This window comes from Frankia sp. CpI1-P (genome assembly GCF_001421075.1).
GTDB classification, from domain to species: domain Bacteria; phylum Actinomycetota; class Actinomycetes; order Frankiales; family Frankiaceae; genus Frankia; species Frankia torreyi.
This window is the reverse complement of record NZ_LJJX01000027.1, coordinates 6,392-27,647: the sequence shown is the minus strand read 5'-3', so window position 1 is coordinate 27,647 and position 21,256 is coordinate 6,392. Positions and strand designations below refer to the sequence as shown.

The 21,256-nt window shown below is 73.2% G+C and carries 14 protein-coding genes and 7 pseudogenes; 12 read left to right on the top strand and 9 right to left on the bottom strand.

The genetic code is table 11. The annotated features are described in order from the left end of the window. Nucleotides 1-26 precede the first annotated feature (26 nt). Nucleotides 27-1,547: a hypothetical protein gene (locus FF86_RS18170; protein ID WP_044886052.1), complete on the bottom strand. Its 1,521-nt coding sequence runs from the start codon at nucleotides 1,545-1,547 to the stop codon at nucleotides 27-29. Between the two features lie 1,619 nt (nucleotides 1,548-3,166). On the opposite strand from FF86_RS18170, the gene FF86_RS18165 reads away from it, so the two are divergent. After that, complete coding sequence (locus tag FF86_RS18165) at nucleotides 3,167-4,024, top strand: universal stress protein (RefSeq protein ID WP_044886051.1); 858 nt, start codon at nucleotides 3,167-3,169, stop codon at nucleotides 4,022-4,024. 7 nt (nucleotides 4,025-4,031) lie between these two features. Here the strand turns inward: FF86_RS18165 and FF86_RS18160 are convergent, their stop codons facing one another. Next, nucleotides 4,032-5,885 (bottom strand): C2 family cysteine protease, encoded by a 1,854-nt coding sequence (locus FF86_RS18160; protein WP_055405987.1) that lies wholly within the window; start codon nucleotides 5,883-5,885, stop codon nucleotides 4,032-4,034. 180 nt (nucleotides 5,886-6,065) lie between these two features. On the opposite strand from FF86_RS18160, the pseudogene FF86_RS18155 reads away from it, so the two are divergent. After that, nucleotides 6,066-7,199 (top strand): annotated as a pseudogene (locus tag FF86_RS18155) (acetyl-CoA C-acetyltransferase); the annotation flags it as partial. Between the two features lies 1 nt (nucleotide 7,200). Continuing rightward, the coding region (locus FF86_RS51510) for a hypothetical protein (RefSeq protein WP_242419019.1) at nucleotides 7,201-7,286 on the top strand (86 nt) is incomplete at its 5' end. Between the two features lie 20 nt (nucleotides 7,287-7,306). Here FF86_RS51510 and FF86_RS18150 read toward each other — a convergent pair. Further along, on the bottom strand, nucleotides 7,307-8,482 hold the full coding sequence (locus FF86_RS18150) for a phosphatase PAP2 family protein (protein WP_044886048.1): 1,176 nt from the start codon (nucleotides 8,480-8,482) through the stop codon (nucleotides 7,307-7,309). A gap of 569 nt (nucleotides 8,483-9,051) precedes the next feature. On the opposite strand from FF86_RS18150, the gene FF86_RS18145 reads away from it, so the two are divergent. The 6 genes and pseudogenes from FF86_RS18145 to FF86_RS51490 all read left to right on the top strand — a co-directional run. Then, nucleotides 9,052-9,258: a DUF1918 domain-containing protein gene (locus FF86_RS18145; RefSeq protein WP_044886099.1), complete on the top strand. Its 207-nt coding sequence runs from the start codon at nucleotides 9,052-9,054 to the stop codon at nucleotides 9,256-9,258. A 637-nt stretch (nucleotides 9,259-9,895) separates the two neighbouring features. Next, nucleotides 9,896-11,781 (top strand): annotated as a pseudogene (locus FF86_RS18140) (RND family transporter); the annotation flags it as partial. A 1-nt stretch (nucleotide 11,782) separates the two neighbouring features. Continuing rightward, a partial coding sequence (locus FF86_RS51500; RefSeq protein ID WP_242418998.1) for an MMPL family transporter occupies nucleotides 11,783-12,399 on the top strand: 617 nt, incomplete at its 5' end. Nucleotides 12,400-12,619: 220 nt separating this feature from the next. Next, nucleotides 12,620-12,744, top strand: a pseudogene (locus FF86_RS51495) (adenosylhomocysteinase); the annotation flags it as partial. 1 nt (nucleotide 12,745) lies between these two features. Then, nucleotides 12,746-13,782: pseudogene (locus tag FF86_RS18135) on the top strand (adenosylhomocysteinase); the annotation flags it as partial. A gap of 1 nt (nucleotide 13,783) precedes the next feature. Next, nucleotides 13,784-14,056: adenosylhomocysteinase (locus tag FF86_RS51490; protein ID WP_242418996.1), on the top strand; the 273-nt coding region annotated here is incomplete at its 5' end. Nucleotides 14,057-14,127: 71 nt separating this feature from the next. Here FF86_RS51490 and FF86_RS18130 read toward each other — a convergent pair. Both FF86_RS18130 and FF86_RS18125 read right to left on the bottom strand, forming a co-directional pair. Then, on the bottom strand, nucleotides 14,128-14,751 hold the full coding sequence (locus tag FF86_RS18130) for a hypothetical protein (RefSeq protein WP_044886045.1): 624 nt from the start codon (nucleotides 14,749-14,751) through the stop codon (nucleotides 14,128-14,130). 120 nt (nucleotides 14,752-14,871) lie between these two features. Next, nucleotides 14,872-15,909: a GNAT family N-acetyltransferase gene (locus tag FF86_RS18125; RefSeq protein ID WP_236705306.1), complete on the bottom strand. Its 1,038-nt coding sequence runs from the start codon at nucleotides 15,907-15,909 to the stop codon at nucleotides 14,872-14,874. A 386-nt stretch (nucleotides 15,910-16,295) separates the two neighbouring features. On the opposite strand from FF86_RS18125, the pseudogene FF86_RS18120 reads away from it, so the two are divergent. The 3 pseudogenes from FF86_RS18120 to FF86_RS51480 form a co-directional block, all read left to right on the top strand. Then, nucleotides 16,296-16,945 (top strand): annotated as a pseudogene (locus FF86_RS18120) (N-acetylmuramoyl-L-alanine amidase); the annotation flags it as partial. Nucleotide 16,946: 1 nt separating this feature from the next. Further along, nucleotides 16,947-17,013 (top strand): annotated as a pseudogene (locus FF86_RS51485) (hypothetical protein); the annotation flags it as partial. 1 nt (nucleotide 17,014) lies between these two features. Beyond that, nucleotides 17,015-17,096: pseudogene (locus tag FF86_RS51480) on the top strand (N-acetylmuramoyl-L-alanine amidase); the annotation flags it as partial. A 52-nt stretch (nucleotides 17,097-17,148) separates the two neighbouring features. Here the strand turns inward: FF86_RS51480 and FF86_RS18115 are convergent. The 4 genes from FF86_RS18115 to FF86_RS18100 form a co-directional block, all read right to left on the bottom strand. Beyond that, the gene (locus FF86_RS18115; RefSeq protein WP_044886043.1) at nucleotides 17,149-18,282 is read right to left on the bottom strand and encodes a glycerate kinase; all 1,134 of its coding nucleotides are present in this window, start codon (nucleotides 18,280-18,282) and stop codon (nucleotides 17,149-17,151) included. Nucleotides 18,283-18,305: 23 nt separating this feature from the next. After that, entirely contained in the window at nucleotides 18,306-19,316 is a 1,011-nt protein-coding gene (gene add, locus FF86_RS18110; protein WP_044886042.1) for an adenosine deaminase, read from the bottom strand. Between the two features lie 276 nt (nucleotides 19,317-19,592). Then, a complete protein-coding gene (locus FF86_RS18105) occupies nucleotides 19,593-20,339 on the bottom strand; it encodes an SRPBCC family protein (RefSeq protein ID WP_044886041.1) in 747 nt (248 codons plus the stop codon). 147 nt (nucleotides 20,340-20,486) lie between these two features. After that, nucleotides 20,487-21,256 (bottom strand): CTP synthase (locus tag FF86_RS18100; RefSeq protein ID WP_242418995.1); only part of this gene is annotated, 770 nt, incomplete at its 5' end.

Below are 21,256 nucleotides of genomic sequence, written 5' to 3'. Positions count from 1 at the left end.
CCCGCGCAACACCGCGCCGAATCCGGTCAGGCCGCGCCGTCCGCCGCCTGCTGCCGTTCCCGCAGCCGGGCCTCCCGCGCCGCCTGGGCGGCTCGCTCGATCGCCTCAAGGGGAGGCCGCGGGATCTCCACCGGCGGTGCCTCGGTCTTCGCGGCCGCGGAGCGTTTCGGCTCGGCCGCGGCCGGCCGGCCGACGCCGCGACCCGCCCCACCCGTGCGGTTGAACCGACCCTTGGGGGACGGGGCTGACGGCGACTTCAACTGGTCGGCCCGGCGCTCCCGGCAGGAGCGGCACTCACAGTCGGTCGAGGCCCGCGGCAGCCGGTCAAGGCGCCAGGACAGATTGTCGATCTCGTCGCCGTCCCCGACCAGCACCCCGGTCTGGATGATGTGGACAAGGTGCAGGGCCAGCGTGACCGGATCCCAGTTGTCCTCGTCGAAGATGATCTGCAGCTTGCCGAAGATCTCCAGGAAGTCGGAGGTCGGGCGGCGCATCGCGTTCGCCAGCACGTTGATCACCTGGGTCGCGGCGAGAGTCATCGGCGCGGGCGGCGGCGGGGGCAGCGGAACCGTGGGCGCCGGGGCCTCGCCCGACGTGGCCTCGTCCGCCACCTCCTCGTCCGCGGCCTCTTCGTGCACGTGCGCGGCCTCTTCGTGCGCGGCCTCTCGCCGAATTTCGTCCGCGGTCGCTTCGTCCACCAGGGGCCGCGCGGCGGGCGCCTGGTGCGCCGTGGCCTGATCCGTAGGCTCCGCAGCGGCGGGCTCGGCGGAGATCAGGTCGGTCACGGCGGTGGCGGTGGGCGCGGTGGGCGCGTCCGTCGGCTGGTACGGATGGTCCTCGCGGTGCCAGTCCTCGGGACGCTGATGGGGCTCGGGACGCTGATGGGGCTCGGGACGCTGGGCGGCCTCGGGAACGACGGGGCCACGATCGCGCGAGGGCACGAGGTCGACGACGAAGCCGCCGGCCCGGTCCTGCGCCTCGCTGCCCACGGTTGCCATCTCGCGCTCGCGGGTGCGGCGCCGCGCGGCGCCCTTCGGGTGGGAGCCGGCACGGCTACGGCGCCCGCGGCGGCGGCCCGACTCGCGCGAGGATTCCTGGGTGCTGGCGGCCTCGGCGCGCGTCTCGTCGGTCGACTCGACGGGCGGCTCGACCAGGCGGACGAGACCGGCCCGGACCATCGAGTCGGGGATGCTCAGGGCGAACCGGGTTGTCCGGCCGGCGGCCGGCCGCGCCACGGTGGTCAGCCAACCCTGCCGGCGCAGCAGGGAAACCTGCCGCTGGACGTGGGTCCGGCTGTAGCCGGTCTCCTCCCGCAGGGTGATCAGCCCGGGGCCGCTCACGGCCGCACCGGCGGGGAGGAACTCCGGCGCCTCGGCGATGTGGCACGCCAGGGTGCACGCGACGAGTTTCGCCGCGGAGGGCATGGATGCGCGTAACACGGCCCGTTGCCATCCGCTGCGGTCCGCGATCAGAGTTCCCGGCTCCTGCACCGCCTGAACCGAAACCAGAGCACCGGGGATGGTGAGCTGGATCGTGTCCGGCGGCACAAGCCTCCTTCCCTCGGCTGGGTCACTCGATGCTGGCGGACTGCCCGGACCCGATGTGGTCACGGCCGGCTGTCCGGGGATCAGCCCCACCGGAACGGGCTCGGTGGGACGAGAGCGGGTCGACGTCTGTTCAGGCACCGTACTCCGCACCGGGTCAAGCGGCTCCCGTGGAGGGCCACCACGGTCACATGAAGAGGACATGACTCCATCACCGCCGTTGGGTAGTCGTGGTGTGACAGAAACATCAAACATCGCCCGACTGCTTCCAAGCAAAAAGATGGCGACGCGGCCACGAAAGGGCCACACTGGGGCATCCAAATGGCGAGTTCGAGCAGCCGAAAAATTCGGCAAATCAAGCCGCCGATGACAACCGGTCATCGATTTGATCGGTTTCTTTCGGCCGCGCCCCGGCTTTCCGACGAGAGAGCAGGGGTGACCGTGGGCACGAGGCCTTCGGTGCCACACCCAGGCCCCGCGACACGCCCGACTCCGGTTCGCCCCGCCGCCCGGGATCCGCCCGGCGGCACCTCGCGCCGGCCGCCCGTCCCGGGCCGCCCCCCGGACCACCGCGCGTCGCGCGCGCAGACGACCGGATCTGGCCGGGCGCGGCGCCCGACGTCGAATCAGCCCTCTCATCGGCCATCCCCGGCCTGCCGGGGATGGCCATTCACCAGCGGCCCTCCGGCCGCGCTCCCGACGCCGCCACGAGCCGGACGGGCCGGCCGCGGCCCCAGGCGCCCCGAGGACGCAGCGGCGGCGGCGAGGCGGTGGCAGTGCCGGCGGCGGGAATGCCAGACACCTGAGCGACGCATCCCCGCAACCGCCGAGGCCGTGGCGAACCAGCCGTCCCGTTGGCGGCCGGCAGGGCCGATAAAGCCCCACCCGCCGGCGAATCAGTGAGCGGCAGGCCGACATTCTTTCGAGCAAGACGTCATATCTTTGCGCGACCTTGCCGGGACGATTCCGGCGTCCTTTCCTCACGCGTCCAGTGCCCGCCCCCGACCGGGGCCCGGCGCGACAACCACCGACCGACGGCATCGGCCGGGGCCGGCCGGCACATCAATGCCGGGAATGCGGGACAGGGCACGGCCGGCAACATCTCGTCGCGCCNGGTGACGAATGCCGCCCGGCGGCGCCGTGATTCCCGCGCGACCGGATTGAAAGGATCTCCGGGTGCTATAGATCATTGCCGGATCGCGGCCAACCGAGGCGGTTGTGGATCAGGCGCTGCCACGCTTGCCCAACCACACCTCATGATCTGCCGACTTTCCCGCCGGCAGGTGGGACCGAAAAGTCACGGGTAGCGCACGCACGGCCACAACCCACGGTGGGACCACTACAGTGGGCCGCCGTCCGGCCGCTTCCGGCTTGGACCCTCCGGACGGTCGGGAAACCGAAGCCAGGAACATCGAACCCATCTGTCAGGCTATGGAGACACCACGCCACGGGCCCCGGTAGCTCTGGCCGGGGGTCGGGCCGGGGATCGGGCCGGAGCAGTCCGCCTTGCGTCGCGGGCCGCCGGTCAGGCCCGCTCGCCGAGGGTTCCCCACCGGCGGGTGGGGTATTTCGACCGTGCTTCCGCGGACGCGGCGCCACTCGGGCGGCGAAGGAGGCGGCGGATGGCCGACATCGTGGTCGGGGTCGATGGCTCACCGGGCTCCCACGTGGCGTTGTGCTGGGCACTCGACGAGGCCGAGCGGCACGGCTGCGGGCTGCGGGCCGTCGTCGGGATCGGACACGGCGGCCCACCCCGGCCGGAGGAGAGCGACGGCCTGGCCGAGCGGGCGGCCCACGTGCTGCACGAGACCGTCGCCGCCACGGTCCCGGCCGGCTCCGCGGTGCACGTCGCCGAGGAGGTCGTCGATCAGCCCGGGGCGGAGGCACTGCTCACCGTGGGGCACGACGCCCGCATGATCGTGGTCGGGGCCCGCGGGCGGGGCGTGCTGCACCGGCTGCGGGTCGGCTCGGTCAGCGCCTCGGTGGCCGTGCACTCGCCGGCACCGGTGGTGATCGCCCGCGGCGGCGACCCGGCCCAGACCTGCGGCCGACCGGCGCGAGCGGTGGCCGTGGGCGTGGACGGCTCCCCGAACTCGCTCGCCGCCCTGGCCTGGGCCGCCCAGGAGGCCTACCGGCGCGGGGTTGCGCTGATCGCCGTGCACGCCTGGCTCGCGGCCATCCCGCTGCCCTTCGCCGAGGCACCCGGGGAGATCACTCAGGCGCTGGAGGAACAGGCCCAGGCCGCGCTCGACGAGGCAGTCGCCACGGTGCGCGACGCCCTGCCCGCCGGGCTGGAGCTACGACGCCGGGTGGTGCCGGACTCGCCAACCCAGGCGCTGCTCGCCGCCGGCCGGGAATGCGACCTCGTCGTCGTCGGTGCCCGCGGCCATGGCGGATTCGCCGAGCTGCTGCTGGGTTCGGTCAGCCATCAGTGCATGATCCACTGCCCGACCCCCGTCGCGATCATCCGCAGACGGTAGCCGGCCGTCACCGGGTGGGCCCGTGCACGACCGTGTGCACGTCCGCCACGACCTGCGACCAGGCATACCACCGCACGTTGTCCGTGCCCGGCGCGGGATCCCAGGGATTGCGCAGCAGCACGCGTCCCCGCGCGGCATCCACCGCCAGCGCCGGGTACGCGTGGGCGGCGACGAGGCCGCCGGGCCGGGTCCGGCTCCGGGTCGCGAGCACGACAACCTCGCCTCGGCCGAGCAGGGCCACGAGATCCGCGACACTCGTCTCGCGGGCGGCTCGCCGGCTCACCGACCGTCCGGTGAGGGTCCCCAGGGCGACCGAGGCGCTGCCGAACCCGATCGCGGGGTACCCGCCGTGCAGGCGGGCGTACGCCTTCTCGTAGAGCGCCGGCCAGAGCTCGGGCTGACCCGCGGCGTTGTCGCCGTCCATCGCGATCTCCTGGACCGCCTCACCACGCCCGCCCCCGCCGCCGGGGGGAGCGGGTGCGGACACTCGGCTCGCGGGCAGCGTCGCGGTCACCGTCACGCCGACCGGTGCGCCCGAACCCGGGTGGAGGGTGACCGTGACGGTGCCGTTGGGGTTGCGCCGCAGCCGTTCGGCGAGCAGGGCGGGGTCCTGCCGCGCGAGGCCGATCAGCGCCGCGGCGAGGTAGCAGTCGGCGACGGCGCCCTGCCCGACGTCACCGGGTTCGGCGCCGTCGCGCACGATGGCGTCTCCGGAGCGGTCCACACCGACGACCGGTCCCGACCGCTCGCCGCCGGCGGGCGGCGGCGCGGCGGGTTCGAGCCATGGCAGGGCCCGCACCAGCTCACCGAGCAGGTCGGGCGGCGCCCCGGCGAGCAGATCGTCGGCGAGGCCCGCGAGTTCGGCTGCGGCGAGCACCGCTCCCGGCTTCGGCGTGCCGGCCAGCCGCGCGGCCATCGCGGCGAGGACGGTCAACGGCCCGCCTCGCAGCAACCCGATCACTCCCGCGCGGATCGGACCCGGCAGGTCCGCCAGCCGCGCCCGGATCGCCCGCAGCCGCTCGACGCCGGGAGTGTCCGGGATGGACCTGGACCCGGAATCGAACAGGGCCAGCAGTCCCGCCGCCACTGCCAGGGCCGTCGGCGACGCGGGCCGGCCGCCGGGCGTCCGGCCCGGCCGCTCGGATGGATCGCCCGGCCCGACGCGGCGCAGGGTGATCGGCGCGGCGGCGAAGCGGGCCATCCGCAGCTCGATGTCGGCTGCGGCGGCGGGGGCCTCGACGGCCACGAGCCGCAGCCCGCGCCCGGCCGGTCCGCCCGGCCCGGCGGCGCCCATCCGTGTCAGGGTGCGGTCGGCCTCGCCGACGGCGACGGCCACCACGCGGCCGAGCGCCGCCGCCCGGTCCGCGGCGGCGCGCAGGCGCGCGGCGAGGGCGCCCAGCAGGACCGGATCGAAGCGAACCGCCGCGCCGCCGATTCCCCCGACCGCCACCTCGGCCGGCCCGATCGGCACGGTCGGCCCGATCGGCACGGTCGGCCCGATCGGCACGGTCGGCCCAGCCGGCACAATCGGCACCCGCGACGAGGTCGGTCCGGGTGAGATGGCCGCAGCGGGCCAGGGGCCTGGGGTGGGCAGCGCCCAGCCGGCCGCGAGCCGGTCGAGCAGCGCGGCGCGGGCCCGCAGCGCCTCGGCATCCGCATCGAGAGCCGCCTGCCAGACCAGGACGCGGCCGTCGAGCCGGGCGCGCAGGGGCGAGCCAGCGCCACCCGTGGTCCGGACCCCGGCCAGCACCGCAGCCACCCCGGTGGCGGCCCGGCGCAGCGCGGCGGCGTGCCGGCACAGGTCGTCGACGGTACCGGCCGACGCCACGGCGCCGCCCGTCGGAGCAGGTCCCTCGCGCATCCGCCCGTCCGTCCGGCTCGGTCCATCCCGATGATCAAAGGGTAACCCGACCGATCCGGCATCGCCGCGCCGGCCGCGAGGCCGCGACCGAGGGCACCGCGCCGCGCTAAAGTTTGATCATTTAGCCGCGAGTGCCATGCGATCACGTGACCGCAGCGCCGAGCTTCCGGGAGGGCGTCCGTGACCGAGGCCGTCGTTGTTGCCGCCGCCCGCTCGCCGATCGGGCGGGCCTTCAAGGGCACGCTGCGGAAGCTTCGGGCCGACGACCTCGCCGCGACGATCATCCTTGCCGCGCTCGACCAGGTGCCGATGCTCGACCCCCACGAGATCGATGATCTGATCGTCGGCTGCGGGCTGCCCGGCGGGGAGCAGGGGCACAACATCGGCCGGGTCGTCGCGGTCAGCCTCGGCCTCGACGGCGTGCCGGGCACGACCGTCTCCCGGTACTGCGCGTCGTCTCTGCAGGCGATCCGGATGGCGATGCACGCCGTCCGCGCCGGGGAGGGGGACGTGTTCGTCGCCGCCGGGGTCGAGGTCGTCAGCGGCTTCGTCAAGGGCAACAGCGACAGCCTGCCCGACACCCAGAATCCCAGCTACGCCGGCGCCCAGGCGCGCACCGCGGCGCGGGCCGGCGCCGGCTCCCCGGCGTGGACGGACCCCCGCCGCAACGGCGAGCTACCGGACGTCTACATGGCGATGGGCCAGACGGCGGAGAACGTCGCCCGGCTCACCGGCGTGGGCCGCGCGGAGCAGGACGAGTACGCCTGCCGGTCACAGAACCTCGCCGAGCAGGCCATCGCCGCCGGTTTCTACAAGCGGGAGCTCACCCCGGTCCGGCTCCCCGACGGCACGGTCGTCGACGCCGACGACGGCCCCCGGCCGGGCACGACCATCGAGGCGCTCGCCGCCCTGCCGCCGGTCTTCCGGCCCGATGGCACGGTGACCGCGGGCAACGCCTGTCCGCTCAACGACGGCGCGGCGGCGGTCGTCGTGATGAGCGACACCCGGGCCCGTGAACTGGGCGTCACCCCGCTGGCCCGGATCGTCTCCACCGGGGTGAGCGCGCTGTCGCCCGAGATCATGGGGCTGGCGCCGGTCGAGGCGTCCCGGCAGGCGCTCGCCCGGGCCAGGATGACGATCGACGACGTGGACCTCGTCGAACTCAACGAGGCGTTCGCCGCACAGGTCATCCCGACCTACCGCGAACTCGGCGTCGACCTGTCGAAGCTGAACGTGCACGGCGGCGCGATCGCGCTGGGGCACCCGTTCGGCATGACCGGCGCGAGGATACTGACCACCCTGATCAACGGGCTGNGCACCACCGACGCGACCATCGGGCTGGAGACGATGTGCATCGGCGGGGGTCAGGGCATGGCGCTCGTCCTGGAACGGCTGTCCTGACTCCTGCTGTCCCGCACTCCTCAGGTGCCGGCCGCTCCTTCAGGCGCGGCCACTCCTTCGGTGTCTCCACCGGCATCTCCGCCGGCATCTCCGCCGGCATCGTCGGCGTCCTCGGCCGCGGCCCGCTGCGGCGGGGCGGCCCGTGGCGCAACCCCGTCGGGCGGGTCGGGAGCGCGGGCGACGGTCGCGCCGGCGTCGACGTCGGCCGAGGGGCCCTTCCTGGCCTGCGGCACCGCGGACGCGGGCCGACCGGCGGCCCCTGGACGATCCTGGATGATCGCCCCGGGTGGCGGTCCGCCCGCCAACGCCACCGGTGCGCCCGTCCCCGGTGCGCAGGCCATCGCGGCGGCGGGCAGGGCCCGGACCGGCAGGCGGAAGGCGATGGCCCACAGCCGCAGCCGGGCCTGGACCTCCGGCCGAGTGAGCTGGACCGCGGCGACGACCAGGCCGCCACCGATGATGCCGTCGAGCCAGTAGTGGTTCGCCGTGATGACCACGACGACGGTCGTGATGATCGGATGCAGGACGGCGAGCCACCGGGCTCGGACGCGCAGGATGGTGATCACCCCCCACGCCTCCAGGATGGACCACCCGATGTGCAGGCTCGGCATCGCCGCGTACTGGTTGGCGACGGTGTCGTGCGGCCCGTAGGGCGACGGCCCGAACACCGCCCCGGTGTCGACGAGATTCACTCCGGGCACCAGCCGCGGCAGGAATCGGGGGGGCGCCAGCGGGTAGGCGATGTGAATCAGCAACGCGACGCCGGTCGACGCCATGATGACCGTCCGCACCCGGCGCCAGGCCGGCCGCTGAAAGATCAGCACCCAAAGCAGAAAGATGATCGCCGCGGGGAAGTGCACCGCAATGTAGAAGCGGTTCGCGAACTCCAGCAGGTGGCTGGAGTGGAGCGCGAGGGACTGAATGGATGACTCGTTCGGCAGGTCGAACAGGCGCTCGATGTGCCAGACGCGCTTCGCGTGGTGCAGGGCCACGAGCTCCCGGCCGTCGGCGAAGTGCCGGCCGAGCCCGTAGAGCCAGTACAACGAGCCCAGCAGAACGACCTGACCCACGATGAAGGCGCTGCTGCGCAGCGCCCCAGCCGCCCGACCAGGTCGGTCACCCCGACCGGAGCCTCGGGCCAGCGTGGCCGGCCGGACCGGCCCGCCCATCAGGGTCTGGCCCGTCGTGCTCACCATGAGCAGCTCCGAACCATCTCCGCCTCCCCATCACGACACTTCCCGTTAACCCATCCATCGTTCCTACCGACCGATCGGTAAGGAGGGCCGGGAAAAAGATGTGAGATAGGGCTCAGTCCCCGGAACTCTTCTCGACGTCTCACGCTGGGTCGCATAGCGGTTCCGACCGTGAGACCGGCGGCGGACGAGTGATCGCCTCCCACAGCAGCCTTACCCGCAGATTAACGACGGGGAACCCACGACCTACGATTTCACCGCGGGTAGGACGTAGCCTGCGTGACCGCCCTGCTTCCGGACATCGGCCGGCGTAGGACGAACGATCCGGCGACGGCGGCGGGGGTGGCCGGATTGGGGACCCCAGGCCTCCAGCGGTGCCCGTGACGCGCGCCGCGCGGCTGCGCCGGACTCGACCGCGGGACCGGCGGGGATTGGTGGGGACCGGCCGGGCTCGCCCGCGACTTCGGCGACCTTTCGGACTTCGGGCCGGCCGGGCCCCCGCGGCTGTGTTACGCAGATAGCGCAGGTGCATGCCATCGGTCACCACAACGGCAGGGAGGTTGACCGCCATGATGTCCGCATCCGTCGGAGACAGGTTCGTCGTCCACGGCCGCACCGTGGGCAGTCCGGAACGGCACGGCGTCGTGATCGAGATACGCGGCGCCGACGGCGGTCCGCCGTACGTCGTTCGATGGGACGACGGGCACGAGGGGCTGTTCTTCCCGAGCTGCGACTCGCTCGTCGAGCTCCACGTCGCCCGAGAGACCGCCCGAGTCTGACCACCGGCGTCGGCGGTCGGCCCGGCCCGCGCCGGCCGACCGCCGACGATCACGCCACGCGGCCGCCGTGCACTGGCACCATCGGGCGACGCACGGGGGAGGTGCGGGGTCGCCCCCCGGCCCGCCCATTCCTACGGCCACCTTCAGGCCGAACGAGGGTCACCGGGATTGCCTTGCGTCTATGAGGCGTCGAGACCTCCGCCGCCGATTACGCAATGTGCCCCCTCGGTTTCATTCAGAATGTGCACAAAAGATCAATGCCCGAGCTACACCACTCGGATGTGATCTGCGCTATACACCGAGGGGTGTAGCCCTCGGACCGACCGGTCACTTTGCGTTGATCCGGAGGCCAACGAAGACTCCGGAGCGTGCCCGATGCCGCCAAGCACCATGCCAGCCGATGATCCGACGAGCCCTCCTGACCCGACCGACCGCACGAGCTCGTCCGACGCGGATCCCGGCGCCCCTTCCTCGCGAAGGCCGACCGGTCCACGGGCGCGCGGGCCCGCCGACCCGCCGGATGGCCCGGGCGGGCGCTGGCGGGCACTCGTCGCACGCAACGGCCGGCGTTCCGGTGTCGTCGCCGTCGTTACCCTGCTCGTCACGCTCGTCCTCGGGTACGGACTGAACCGGCTGNAGTTCACCACCGGCCAGGACAACTACCTCAACAGCGATTCGCAGGTGGCCCGGGACAACGTCGACTACCAGTCGTTGTTTGGCGGGCAGGCGATGCTCACCCTGTTCACGATCGAGCGCGGCGCCGACGCCGATGACCTGTTCACCCCGCACAACATCAAGCAGTTCCGGGACCTGCAGGCCGAACTCGACGCGGACCCGCGCGTCCAGTCGACGATCACCCCGCTGACCGCGCTGGAGTTCACCGACAACCTGGTGCGCAGCAAGAACGGCAACGTCCTCGACAGCCCGGCCGCCAAGATCCTGCTGGGCGCCCAGAGCCGCGACCCGGATCCGGGCTCCGCGCAGCGCCGCCTCGCCGACTCGCTGGCCACGCTGAAGCGGATGCAGGCGATCCCCGAGGCGCAGCGCACGGTCGACAACCCGGCCTGGGTGGATTTCCTGCTCCACGACAACACCGGCGCGATCCGCAAGTCGCTGCGGCCGTTCTTCCCGACCCCGTCGACCGCCCAGATGGTCACCCGGTTGGAGGGCAATGCCTCGCTGGACGCCGAGGGTGAGGGTGCGCGGATCGTCGAGCGGGCCACCTCCGGCCTGCGGTTCGACCACGCGACGGCGATGACCACCGGCGCCGCCGTGCTGCTCCGGGACATCAACAACTACCTCCGCGGCGGCTTCCTCACCCTGGGCGCCATCTCGCTGGCCCTGATGGCGGGGCTGCTGGTCGTCGCGTTCGCGGTGCGCTGGCGGCTGCTGCCGCTCGGCGTCGTCGGGGTCGGGCTCATCTGGGCCTTCGGTCTCGCGGGGTACATCGGCGTGCCGCTGTCCGTCGTGACCATCGCCGGCCTGCCCGTCCTGCTCGGCGTCGGCATCGACTTCGCCGTGCAGTTCCACAGCCGGGTCGAGGAGGAAGCCCAGCTCGACCGGGCCGGCAACCCCGTGATGGCGGCCCTGGCCGGGCTGCTGCCCGCGCTCGCGCTGGCCACCGTCGCCGCCGTGCTTGCCTTCCTGGCCCTGGAGTTCAGCCAGGTACCGATGATCCGGGACTTCGGCACGCTGCTCGCGCTCGGGCTGCCGGTCATCGTCGTCGCGACGGTGCTGCTGCTCACCGCGTCGCTGACCATGCGGGAACGGCGCCGCCCCACGCCGCCGAAGGACTACACCCACGGCCCGCTCGGCCGCACCGTCATCCGGCTGGGCGCCCTGCCGCGGATCACCGCGATCCCACTCGTCGTGGCCGCCGTGGCGATCTTCATCGGCGGGATCTTCGCGGATGGCCGGCTGACGATCCAGACGGACCCCGAGAAGTGGGTCGACCAGCAGAGCCAGGTGATCAAGAACATCAACACGCTGCGGGCGAGCACCGGCTCGGCCAGTGAGCTCGGCATCTTCGTCCAGTCGGGCGACGTGTTCGACGACGCGACGGCGGGCTTCGTCGGCAGATTCGCCAACGCACAGCTCGCGGCCCACCCCGACGACCTGCTGGACGCCTCCAGCCTGGTCACGACGATCAGCTTCATGATGGAGGTGCCGAACACGACCGTCGTGATGCCGACCGGCGCGGACATCCGGCTCGCCTACCAGGTGGCGCCGCCCGACGTCCAGCGCGCCATGGTCAACCGCGAGCATCACGCGCTGAACCTCGTCTTCCGGACCGGTTCGGGGTCGCTGGAGCGCCAGGCCGGCGTCGTCGACGACATCCGCGACCATGTCCGCCCAGCGGCCGGCATCAGCGCCACCCCGTCAGGGCTCGCCGTCGTCGGCACCGGTCTGCTGGACAACTTCGCCAGGAACCGGGTCGAGCTGACGTACTACGCCCTGGCCGCGGTGTTCGTCCTGCTCGTGCTGTACAACCGGAGCCTCGTGCGGGCGGTGCTGTCAGTGGTGNCGGTGCTGATCGCGGTGGGACTCAGCTCGATCATCGCCATGCTGATCGGGGTCGACCTGAGCCCGCTCACGGCGGTCAGCGGCCCGCTGATCATCGCGTTGTGCACGGAGTTCACGACCCTGCTCGTGCTACGCCACCTGGAGGAACGCCGCCGGGGCCTGGGGCCGCTCGAGGCGGTCGAGGCGGCTGCGGCCCGTACCGGGCGGGCCTTCCTCGTCTCCGCGTTGGCCGCCGTGATCGGCGTCGCCGTGCTGGCGTTCAGCTCGCTGCCGCTGCTGCGGGACTTCGGCCTGCTCGTCGCCCTGAACGTGGCCGTCGCCCTGCTGTCCGCACTGGTCGTCCTGCCTCCGCTGCTGGTCTGGGCCGACGAGCGGGGTTGGGTGCACCGCCGCGGCGGCGGTGGCGCGGTCGCGGTTGCGGTCTTGGAGCCTGGGCTGTCGGACAAAAGACTCATAAGCGGACAGGCGGCTACAGGACAGACCCGCGAGGCCCGATCGTCCGGCACACCGCGCGGCGGCGGGGACGCGGCCGGCGCCGGGGGCTCGGGGCCGGGCGCGCCAAGGGCCGCGCCGGCACCGGGTGTCCGACCAGCTCAGCGGGCATCACGGCGAGGGTGAGGCGAAACCCGGGCCGGGCTACCCCGCCGTGAGGGCGTGACTGGACGGCCGCGCCGCCCGGCTGGCCCGGGTCTTCGTTCCTCTGCCCGCATGTGGCACGCTCAGGAAACGTGTTCCCGGGCCGGCGCATCACGGCCACCGCCGCCGCTGGCGGGTGGTTCCCGGGACTCCGCACCCGCCACCCAGGCTCGGCAGCCGCCCGAGCGTCGAAGGAGAAGGCATGAGTTTCGACTTCAAGGTCGCGGATCTCGCGTTGGCCGAGTTCGGCCGCAAGGAGATCCGTCTTGCCGAGCACGAGATGCCCGGCCTGATGGCCACCCGGGCGGAGTACGCGGCCAGCCAGCCNTTGCGGGGCGCCCGCATCATGGGCTCCCTGCACATGACGATCCAGACCGCGGTCCTCATCGAGACCCTGGTGGCGCTCGGCGCCGACGTCCGCTGGGTCTCCTGCAACATCTTCTCCACCCAGGACCACGCGGCCGCCGCGATCGTCGTCGGGCCGAACGGCACCAAGGACGACCCGCAGGGCGTGCCGGTCTTCGCCTGGAAGGGCGAGACCCTCGAGGAGTACTGGTGGTGCACCGACCAGGCACTGGCCTGGCCGGACGGCGGCGCGCCGAACATGATCCTCGACGACGGCGGCGACGCGACCCTGCTCGTCCACAAGGGCGCGCAGTTCGAGACGGCCGGCGCGGTCCCGGCGACCGACCCCTCGGACAGCGAGGAGTACGCGATCGTCCTGGAGACGCTGCGCCGCACCATTGCCGAGAAGCCCGGTCGCTGGACCGAGACGGCGCAGAACATCAAGGGCGTCACCGAGGAGACCACCACCGGCGTGCACCGTCTCTACGAGATGGCCAAGGCCGGCACGCTCGCCTTCCCGGCGATCAACGTCAACGACTCGGTGACGAAGTCGAAGTTCGACAACAAGTACGGCTGTCGGCACTCGGTCATCGACGGCCTCAACCGCGCGACCGACGTGCTCATCGGCGGGAAGGTCGCCGTGGTCTGCGGCTACGGCGACGTCGGCAAGGGCTGCGCGGACGCGCTGCGCGGCCAGGGCGCCCGGGTCATCGTCACCGAGATCGACCCGATCTGCGCGCTGCAGGCCGCGATGGACGGCTTCCAGGTGACCGTGCTCGAGGACGTCGTCGGGATCGCCGACATCTTCGTCTCCACCACCGGCAACTTCAACATCATCACCGCCGAGCACATGGCCGCGATGAAGCACCAGGCGATCGTGTCGAACATCGGACACTTCGACAACGAGATCGACATGGCCGGCCTGACGAAGACCGTCGGCATCGAAAAGATCAACATCAAGCCGCAGGTCGACGAGTGGGTGTTCCCGGACGGCCACTCGATCATCGTGCTCGCCGAGGGNCGGCTGATGAACCTCGGCTGCGCGACCGGTCACCCGAGCTTCGTGATGTCGAACAGCTTCACCAACCAGGTGATCGCGCAGATCGAGCTGTTCACCAAGACCGAGAGCTACCCGGTCGGCGTCTACGTGCTGCCCAAGCACCTCGACGAGAAGGTCGCCCGGCTCCACCTCGACGCGCTCGGCGTGAAGCTCACCGAGCTGACCAAGCAGCAGGCGGACTACATCGGCGTGCCCGTCGAGGGTCCGTACAAGGCCGACCACTACCGCTACTAGTACCGGCGGCCATCCCTGCCGGGGGCCCTCTCCACCGGGAGAAGATCAGGGCCCCCGCCGGGATGCGGCCGTCAGCGCTGGAAGGACGACCAGCAGACCGACGTCCACGCCGGGTCGCTGGTGTCGCCCAGGTCGTACCAGCCGTCCGGCAGGTAGGTCCCCCAGGTCACCGGCGGCCCGTCGGCGCCGCTGCCGCCGCCGGCGGCGGCGGGGCGCGGCACACCGAAGGTCGCCTCGCCGCCCGGGCAGCCCTGATGCTCGAAGCGGAACGTGGGCTCGCCCGCGTCGACCCCGCGGCCAGCCTCGGTCCGGCACAGCAGCGCCGTCGCCGGCCGCCAGAACGTCGCGATGTGGGCGTAGTAGCCGGCCTCGAGCCAGGTCGCGCCGGTCGCCGGCGCCCCGTCCGACGCGGGCACGCTGACCTCGCTGACCTGGCCGGACGGGCAGCTCGCCCAGACCACGCCGCCGGCGCGGGCGGCCCCGGCGTCGGCCACGGCGAACAGCCCGGTCAGGGCGATCGTGGCGCCGGCCGCCGCGAGGGTCGTTCGGGCCGGCCGGGATCCGCGCAGGCATCGGCCCCGCCGGCGCGCGGTGGGCCGGGCCGGTGGGTGGTCGTCGCCGGGAGCGGGAGGGCCCCCCGCGGGGGCGGGCATCGGCTGCCCGGCCCGCCGTCGCGAGGCTGCGGCATACGGCATTGAATGCCTCCTTGTCGACCCCGGCCGCGAACGACCGTCGGACGAGCCGTCTGCGCGGGATCGGAACACCCGTTCCACCATTTGGTCCGGGATTCCCGTAAATAAAACAGCACGCGCCCGTCAGGATAGCGAGAGTTGGCGGGACGTTGGGATTTCGTTCGCCCCCGGCAGCGGGCGATGGAACTCGATTTCGGTCGTCGCCGAGAGGTCGTGCAGGTCGCGGCTGTGCCCGGTCGCCCGATAGCCCAGCCGCCGGTACAACCGGTGAGCGTCGGTGAACCTCGTGTCCGTCCACAGCCGCATCTGCCGCGCCTCCCACCGCCGGGCCTCCCGTTCGGCGCGGCGCACCAGGGCCGAACCGAGTCCTCGGCGGCGGACGAGGGCCGACACGTACAGCGTCTTCAGCTCGGCCGCCGCCGCAAGATTCGCCATCGGTCGGGCCCACACCGCCACGCTGGCCAGCAGCCCGCCGGCCGGTCCCGCCGCCCCGATCGGATCGGCGGGGTCCGCCTGGACCACCCACAGGGCCCGAGCGGGCTCCCCCGCGCCGGCCGCATGGGCCGACCCGGGGGCCCGCAGCCATGGCTCCTCGGCGTCCACGTCGAGGACGCAGCCCGGGTACTCCGCCCAGGCGGTCGCGATCAGGTCCTGGAGGGCGGCGGCGTCGGAGTCCCGCGCCCGCCGCAGGCCGGGAAGCAGCTCGCGGCGCATCCACACGTGTTCGATGCCCGCCTCGACGTCGGGTTCGCCGATCGACCGGTACCCCTGGCGGGTGTAGAAGTCCGCCACCCTCGTCTGGGCGTGCAGCTCCACGGCCGGCAGTCCGCGCTCCCCTGCCCGTCCCTCCAGGGCCGCGGTGACCAGCCGACCCAGGCCCCGGCCGCGCCAGGCGGCGGAGACGGCGACCCGCCCGATGACCCCCGCCGGCTCCGCGTCCGGCTCGCGGGGCCCCGGATCGAGCAGGCGAGCCGTGGCCACCGCCCGACCGTCGCCATCGAGCACGACGGCGTGGTCCGCGGTGGCGTCGAGGCCGTCGTACTCCAGCTCCGGCGGCACGCCCTGCTCTCGGACGAAGACCTCGTACCGCAGGTCGAGCGCGGTGCGCGGGGGCGTCCCCGCGACCACGGTGACGGCGGCGTCGCCGGAGCGCCCGCTCACCGCCACTGGTCCGATCGGGGGAGACACAGGCCGGATCCGGACATAGGCCGGCAGTCTAGGCGCCGGGCCGGCCGACGGCCGGCAGATGAGTCCGGACCCGAGCCCCCGAACGAGGCGATCCGGCGCCGGATGCCGCCGGTGCGTGGGCGCGGAGGTTTCCGGGGGCGGTACGTCCGGGCATCCTGCCCGACACGGACCGACAACACCAGACCCGGCATCGCGACCATCTCGGCGCTCCGAGTAGAAAGCAGGACTGTACCGGTCGGGACCGGCCATCCTTGGTCGACACCGACTATCAACCGCACGAAGAGGAAGCGGCCCGGAATCGTGATTTTCCAGACGGGGACCTGTCGTGACGACGTGTGCGCACGGGAGGGCCGCTGACGATGGCGCCGACCCTCTACCCCCCCGCCCGACTGCGGCCGGTGCGGAACACGTCCGGCACGATGATCCAGCCGACCCGCGGACTCATCGCGCACGTCCAGGTCGGCACCGGCTCGCTGTTCGGCTGGTTCGACAACGCCGCCAGCCAGGTCAGCTCCCATCTCTGGCTGTCCAGGAACGGCGACTTCGAGCAGTATGTTCCGTTCGATCAGCGGGCCTGGGCGCAGGCGGCCGGGAATCCGTACTGGATCTCCTGCGAATGCGAAGGTTACGACACCGAGGACTACACACCGGCACAAATCACCAGACTGGCCGAGCTGTTTGGCTGGGGGATGCGGGAGTTCGGCTGGAAAGGGGAGATCGCCGACTCGCCGAACGGATATGGCCTCGGCACCCACCGGATGGGCGGGCAGGCATGGGGCGGGCACACCTGCCCCGGCGACCGCCGAGCGGCACGCCGCAGCGACATCCTCGCGCTCGCGCTCGGTAACGGTCGCGGTGTGTCGTCCGACCCCCGCGACCGGTACGCCGGCCGGCCGACGCTGCGCGAGGGCGCCCGCGGCGCGGACGTCGTGGAGCTCCAGAACGCGCTGAACATCATCTTCGGCCACGAGGCGCCGACCGGCGATCCCAACCGGATCAATCCGGATGGNGAGTACGGGCCACGCACCACCGCGCGGGTGGCCTCACTGCAGCGCTACGCCTCCCCGTGGTTCGGCCNCATCCCCGATGACGGCATCTGCGGAGCGAACACCTGGCGCAAGATCGGCTACGTCCTCACCGGGATGAACCGTGCCGTCTGACGCCGTCTGACGCCGTCCCGCCCGGCCCGCCCGGCGCATCCCCGTTGCGACGTCAGCCAGCCCGGCTGGCGAGCTCCGCGCCGGCCGCGCGCAGCCAGCGCAACGGCTCGGCCATCGCCGCCTGCGCACCGCCCGCCAACCGGGCCAGGGCGACCTCGGCGATGGCCCCCTCCGGACGGGGGGCATCCACCTGGCCCGCGGCCAGGAGCACCGGCACACCCGCCGCCCGGGCCAGGGCCAGCACCCCGCCCACCACCTTGCCTGCCAGGGACGTCCGGTCGAACCGGCCCTCGCCGGTCACCACCCACCCGGCCCCGGCGAGGGCGGCCGGCAGCCCGGCCGCCTCGGTGATTGTCTGGACACCCGGCACCAGGTCGGCGCCCCAGGCCGCGGCGAGGCCGTAGGCGGTGCCGCCGGCCGCGCCCGCCCCCGGGGCCGTCGGTTCACCGCCGAGCACCTCGGCCAGCCGCCGCAGCCCGGCCGCGAGCAGGTCGACGTCGGTGGGGCCCGCCCCCTTCTGCGGCCCGAACACCTCTGCCGCGCCCGCGGGGCCCAGCAGGGGGGCGTCCACGTCGACCAGACAGCGCACCCCCCCGGACGGCGGGGGCCGCAGGCCTGCCAGCTCCACCCGGGCCAACCCCGTCAGGGCACCCCCACCCGGTGGCAGCACCGCCCCACGCGCGTCGAGGAAGCGAGCCCCCAGGGCGGCGAGGGCACCGGTACCGCCGTCGGTGGAGGCCGAACCGCCCAGCGCGACCAGGATTCGTTGGGCCCCGCCGGCCAGGGCGGCCCGCAGCGCCTCACCGAGGCCGATGGTCTGCGCCCGCAGCGGGTCCGGAGCCAGCATGAGCGGCAGGCCACTCGCCCGCGCGAGTTCGACCACGGCCACGTCGCCCGGCAGCGCCAGCCATTCGGCGTCGTGCGGGCGCCCGTCCGGGCCGGTCACGCGCACCGGGTGGCGCACCGAGTCGGGCACGGCGGCGGCGAAGACGTCGAGGGTGCCCTCGCCGCCGTCGGCGATCGGCAGCGTCACGATCTCGTCGCGCGGCCGGCGCGAGCGCCAGCCGTCCCCGAGCGCCGCGGCGACCTCCGTCGCGGTCGCCGAACCCTTGAACGAGTCGGGGGCGATGACCACCCGCCGCGGCCGGTCACCCGCCGCCGATCCGGTTCCGACCACCGGGCGCACCGCGCCGTCCTCGTCTGCCCGGCTCAGCCGGCGGCCGGAGTGGTCAGCGGAGCCGGTGTCGCGAGCCAGGCATCGATGGCGGCCAGGGCCGCCGCCCGCACCGGCTCCGGGGCCGCGCCGGCGAGCACCGAGCTACGCGCGCAGGCCGCCAGCTCCTCGTCGGACAGGCCGAGCTCGCGGCGGCACAGCTCGTATTCCTCCAGGCAGGTGGGCCCGAACAGCAGCGGGTCGTCGGCGTTGATGGAGCAGCGCACCCCGGCGCGCAGCAGCGCCGGCAGCGGGTGCTCGGCCATGGACGGCACGACCGACAGCAGCAGGTTGGAGGTGGGACAGACGTCCAGGCACGTGCCCCGGTCGAGCAGGTCGTCGACGAGTGCCGGGTCCTCGATCGCCCGGATGCCGTGCTGCAGGCGGTCGGCGCCGAGGGCCTCGACGGCGCCGCGCACCGACTCCGGACCGTCGAGCTCGCCGGCGTGCGGGGTCGACAGCAGCCCGCCCTCCCGGGCTACCCGGAACGCCGCCACGAACGGCTCCGGTGGCCAGCCGTTCTCGTCGTTGTGCAGCCCGAGACCGACGACGCCCCGGTCGGCGTGGCGCAGTGCGGTGCGGGCCACCTCCACCGCCTGTTCGGGGGAGTCGTAGACGCGGTCCACCGCGGCCATCCAGCGGACCGTCACCCCGTTCCGCGCGCCCGCCTCCTCCGATCGGGCCAGCACGGTCTCCCAGGCGGCCTCGGCGCTGCCGAAGACACCCAGGTGGGCATACGGCCAGAAGCTGGGCTCGAGGTACACGACGCCCTCGTCGGCCGCGTCGCTGACCATCTCGTCGACGAGTCGCTCGAAGTCCGCCGGGCGGCGGAAGACCGGCAGGATCCCGCCGATCACGTCGCTGAAGCCGCCGAACTCCGTGAATCCCCCGGTCCGGGGGGTCGGAATGCCCGCGGCGGCGGCCAGATCGGCGAGCGTCGACGGCCGCATTCCCAGCTCGAAGTGCAGGTGCAGATGCCCCTTGGGCAGGCAGCGGAGGTCCCGCATCGACGTTCTTCCTCCTCGCGGCACGGCTTCACGCCCTCGCGGCACGGTTTGACGCCGTCCCCGGCGTCCGGACTATCACATGCCGGCGGGGTCGGTGGATCGAAACCTATGCCGGCCCCGCGGGACCGTGTCCGGTTGGTGGAGGCTTGTTACCTCCCTGTCACCTCCCGGCCTGCGGACGGCGCCGGGCGACGTGCAGAGGGGAGGAAGGGAAGCGGCGCGGCCGGCCCGATGTCGGACCGGCCGCGCCGCTCGTCGTGCTCCGTTCAGCCGCGCTTACCAGCCGCCGGCGGGGCTCCCCGGGGTCCGGTTCTGGGCGCCGGAGGCCGGGCCACCGGCCGCGCCGCCCGAACCGGGGGTGTACGGCGCGCCACCGGTGCCGGGAGCGCCCGAAGCACCACCCGAGCCGGGAGCACCACCCGAGCCGGGAGCGCCCGTCGAACCGCCCGAGCCGGGGAAGCCCGACGAACCGGCCGAGCCGGGGGTGCCCGGAGCGCCGAAGGACGTGTCACCCGGCGTCCGGCCCACACGGGGGTCACCCGCGTTGCCGGCGGGCCCGGCGGCGTCGGGCCGGGGCACCTCGCCGCGCCAGCCGCCGGTCTCGCTCTGGTTGTGCTCGATGAACGACTTGAACCGCTTGAGGTCGGCCTTGACCCGCCGGTCGTCCGCCCCGATGGCGGCGCCCGCCTTCTCTGCGAACCCCTCGGGCTGCCAGTCCATCTGGACCGTCACCCGGGTCTCGTCGTCCGCGAGCCGGTGGAAGGTCACCACGCCGGCGTGCGAGGCGCCCTCGGTGCTCTTCCACGCCACCCGCTCGTCGGGTAGCTGCTCGGTGATCGTGGCGTCGAACTCTCGCTCCTGCCCGCCGACCTTCACCTTCCAGTGGGTGTGGGTGTTGTCGAGCTGCGCGATGGACTCGACACCGTCCATGAAGTTCGGGAAGGACTCGAACTGCGTCCACTGGTTGTAGGCGGTGCGAATCGGGACGTGGACCTCGATCGATTCCTGTACCGTGCTCGCCATGTTTCCTCCCGGCTGACTTCGGTGTCGGATGCAACGCTCATCCCCAGCCGCCAGCCCCTAACACACCTGCGCGCAGGACAGTGGGGACGGAGCACCGCGACTGCGCGGGACATGAGCACGCTGGGCCGGTGAGGCGGCGCCGCCGGCTCAGCCGAGCGATCGAAGCGCGGCCCGCGTCGACGCTCGCCGGGCCGCGGCCATCGCGACCGCGGCCTCCGCGAAGCCGCGGATGACCGGGTGCGGGCGGCTGGCATCCGAGCCGAGCTCGGGCTGGAACAGCGTCGCCAGGAAGAAGGGATGGCCGGGCAGCTCGAGAACGCGGACGTCGCCGGACTCGTCCACCCCGCTGAACCGCAGGCCGTGGGCGAGCAGCAGGCCGACGTGGTCCGGGTTGATCCCGTATGAGCAGTAGTACCGCTCGACCGTGCGGTCAGCGCCGATGACCCGTTCGGCGAGGGAGTCGCGGGTGATCCGGACGGCGCCCTCGTGACCGTTCAGGGCGCAGGCGATCGGCACGATCAGCGGGTGGGGCGCGTCGGGGTCGACCTCGGCGTGCGCGGCGTCGGCGAAGCCGCACACCGAGCGGGCGAACTCCAGCACGACGTGCTGGAGGCCGCCGCAGGTCCCGAGGAAGGGAATGCCCCGCTCCCGGGCCGTGCGGACCGCCGCGAGCGCGCCCGCCTCGCTGGCATACGGGCTGCCGGGCACGAGCCAGATACCGTCGAATCCGTCGAGCGGCCCCGCGGCCATCACCTCGTCGGTCGGGATCCAGTAGGCGTCCACCGGCAGGCCGTCTCGCCGGCGCAGCGCGTCGAGCAGGTCGGGGATGCGGCCATGCGCAGCGATCTCGGCGCTGCGGTCGCCGACCAGCGCTACGCGCGCGTGAGGTGCTGAGGGCGTCACGGGTGCTGAGGGCG